We start from the raw sequence: 2,846 nt of genomic DNA on the forward strand, positions 1-2,846 counted from the left end.
GCTGAACAGAACCCCACCATGCCCGCCATCGCGGACGAGGAGAGGGTTCCCACTTTCGCCGAGCTCGGCCTCCCGCCGGTTCTGGTAAGCGCACGTGCGGGCGATGGCCGCGGTGCGTCCCCTCACCGAGGTGGCGGTGGCCTGCCGCCATCCGGACACCTGCACCGCCGCCGCCGAGCTCGCACGGGACCTGGAGCTGCCGGTCGCGGCGGCGGCGTCCGCCCGCGAGGCGGTGCGGGGCGCGCAGATCGTCGTCACCGCCACCACCAGCGCCGAGCCGGTCGTCCTCGGCGCGTGGCTCGACCCCGGGTGCACGGTCGTGAGCGTCGGATCGTTCGCCCCGGACCGGGCGGAGGTGGACGGGGAGGTCCTCGCCCGCGCCGCCGCGGTCGTGGTGGACGACGTGACGACCGCCCTGGAGCACGCCGGTCCCGTCGTGGCCGCCGTGCGCGCCGGGGAGCTGGACCCCGGCCGGGTGCGCCCGCTGGGCCCGATCGTCGCCGGCCTCGCCGCCGGGCGGCGGTCCGAGACCGACCTCGTCTTCTACAACAGCGTCGGCCTCGGCGTGCAGGACGCGGCGGCGGCGTCCGTCATCGTCGGCCGCGCCCGCGCGGCCGGCGCCGGGACGCTGGTGGAGCTCTGACCCCTCCGGGCCGCCGAGTACACTGGCCGTTCGATAGAGCGAACGTGAGCGGGCGAGCGGACGAGGAGCGGGAGCGTGGGGGCGTCAGGGGAATCGGTGCGGGACGTGCTGGCCGGCAACCTGCGCCGCGCGCGGCTGGAGCTCGGCCTGTCGCTGTCGGAGCTGTCCCGCCGGTCCAAGATCGGCAAGGCGACGCTGTCCCAGCTGGAGGCGGGCGCCGGGAACCCCACGATCGAGACCGTGTTCAGCCTCTCGCGCGCGCTGGAGGTCCCCATCTCCGACCTGCTCGACCACCAGGAGCCGTCCGGGCTCACGGTGGTGCGCGCGGCGGAGGTGGAGGTGCTGAGCGGGAAGGGCGTCGACCTGCGGCCGCTGCGCGGCATCGAGTCCGGCGGCGCCATGTTCGAGGTGTACGACCAGCAGTTCAGGGCCGGCCGCCGGCAGGACTCGCTCGGCCATGTGGGGATGGAGCACACGGTCGTGCAGTCCGGGCGGCTCGCCGTTCGGGTGGACGACCGGGACGTGGAGCTCGGGCCGGGCGACTACGTCGGCTTCGACGCGCGCCTGCCGCACCGCTACACCGCGGTCGAGGGGCCCGTCCGCTCCGTCCTGCTGCTGCAGTACAGCGCTGACCAGCGGCTTCACGCCTCGCCCGGCACCCCGTCCCATCTGGCGGAAACCCCCTGAATCCGGAGCCGCCCGCGCGTTGACAGCGCGCGCGTGGCGCGCTTACTCTCGGAATCGTTCGGTTTAACGAACGGCAAACGGGAGGGTCGATGACGCGGGTCGTGGTGCTGGGCGCCGGGATCATCGGCGCGGCCTGCGCCCGCGAGCTGGCCCTGGCGGGCTGCGAGGTCGTCGTCGCCGACCGGGGCGGCCCCGCCGCCGGGACCACCGCCCACGGCGAGGGCAACATCCTGGTCTCCGACAAGGGGCCGGGCCCGGAGCTCGAACTGGCGCGGCTGTCGCGCGAGCTGTGGCCCGCCATCCTGGACGGCGACCCGAACGCGGGCGGCGTCGAATGGGACGCCAAGGGCGGCATCGTCGTCGCCACCACCCCGGCGGGCGCCGCGGCGCTGACGGAGTTCGCCGCAGCCCAGCGCGAGGCCGGGATCACCGCCGAGGACCTGGACGCCGCCGCCCTCGCCGCCGCCGAACCCCACCTGACGCGCGACTTCGCCAAGGCCGTCCACTACCCCGAGGACGCCCAGGTCCAGCCCGCCGGAGCCGCCGTCGCCCTGCTGGCCGCCGCCGTGCGCGCCGGCGCCGTCCTGCGCACCGGGTGCGAGGTCCTCGGCGCGGTCCGCAGCGGCGGCCGCCTCACCGGCGTCCGCACCTCCGGCGGGACGATCGAGGCCGACGCGGTCGTCAACGCGGCCGGGCCCTGGGCGGGGGAGGTCGCCGCGCGGCTCGGCGTCCGGCTCGGCGTCCGGCCCCGCCGCGGAGAGGTCCTGGTGACCGCGCCGATGCCGCCGACCGTCTTCCACAAGGTCTACGACGCGGACTACGTGGCCGCGGTCGGCAGCGGCGCCGGGGACCTGCAGGCGTCCGCCGTCGTCGAGTCCACCCGGGCGGGGACGATCCTCCTCGGCTCCTCGCGCCGCCGGGTCGGGTTCGACGACCGGATCCGCCCCGAGGTGCTGTCGGTCATCGCCGCCAAGGCGCTGCGGCTCTTCCCGTCCCTGGCCGGGGTGCCGGTGATGCGCGCCTACGGGGGGTTCCGCCCGTACGTCGACGACCACCTGCCGGTCATCGGCGCCGACCCGGGCCTGGAGGGCCTGTGGCACGCCACCGGCCACGAGGGCGCCGGGATCGGCCTGTCCGCCGGGACCGCCGCCGTCCTGCGCGACCTCATGCTCGGCCGCGCCCCCGCGATCGACGCGGCGCCGTTCCGCGCGGACCGGCCCGCCGCCCAGTGCGAAGGAGAGACCCGATGAGCGCGCGACTCGTCCCCGCCGGCGCCGACCGGACCGGCCGCCGCCCCGACGTCCCGCTGCGGATCACCGTGGACGGCGAACCCGTGGACGGCGTCGCCGGCCAGACCCTCGCCGGAGTGCTGCTGGCCGCGGGCCGCCGCACCTGGCGGCGCGGGCCCTCCGGCGCCCCGCGCGGCGTGTTCTGCGGGATCGGCGCCTGCTTCGACTGCCTCCTCACCGTCAACGGCGTCCGCGACGTGCGGGCGTGCCGCCGCCGCGCCCGCGAC

Annotated in this window: 4 protein-coding genes; all 4 read left to right on the forward strand. The window is 76.7% G+C overall.

Features of this window, described 5'->3' with window-relative positions:
• Positions 1–103 precede the first annotated feature (103 nt).
• Positions 104–643 (forward strand): hypothetical protein, encoded by a 540-nt coding sequence (locus AB0C69_RS40750; RefSeq protein ID WP_360361921.1) that lies wholly within the window; start codon positions 104–106, stop codon positions 641–643.
• Positions 644–718: 75 nt separating this feature from the next.
• The gene (locus AB0C69_RS40755; protein ID WP_345187158.1) at positions 719–1,330 is read left to right on the forward strand and encodes a helix-turn-helix domain-containing protein; all 612 of its coding nucleotides are present in this window, start codon (positions 719–721) and stop codon (positions 1,328–1,330) included.
• A gap of 89 nt (positions 1,331–1,419) precedes the next feature.
• Positions 1,420–2,580, forward strand: coding sequence for an FAD-binding oxidoreductase (locus tag AB0C69_RS40760; protein WP_360361923.1), 1,161 nt, complete (start codon positions 1,420–1,422; stop codon positions 2,578–2,580).
• A partial coding sequence (locus tag AB0C69_RS40765) for a (2Fe-2S)-binding protein (protein WP_360361925.1) occupies positions 2,577–2,846 on the forward strand: 270 nt, incomplete at its 3' end. The genes AB0C69_RS40760 and AB0C69_RS40765, both read left to right, overlap by 4 nt.

The organism is Actinomadura sp. NPDC048032 (assembly GCF_040653175.1).
In the GTDB taxonomy this organism is placed as follows: domain Bacteria; phylum Actinomycetota; class Actinomycetes; order Streptosporangiales; family Streptosporangiaceae; genus Spirillospora; species Spirillospora verrucosospora.

Excerpts from the sequence above, each read along its gene's own strand:
- AB0C69_RS40750 (WP_360361921.1), top strand. The coding sequence starts at position 104 with ATGGCCGCGGTGCGTCCCCTCACCGAGGTGGCGGTGGCCTGCCGCCAT.
- AB0C69_RS40760 (WP_360361923.1), top strand. The coding sequence starts at position 1,420 with ATGACGCGGGTCGTGGTGCTGGGCGCCGGGATCATCGGCGCGGCCTGC.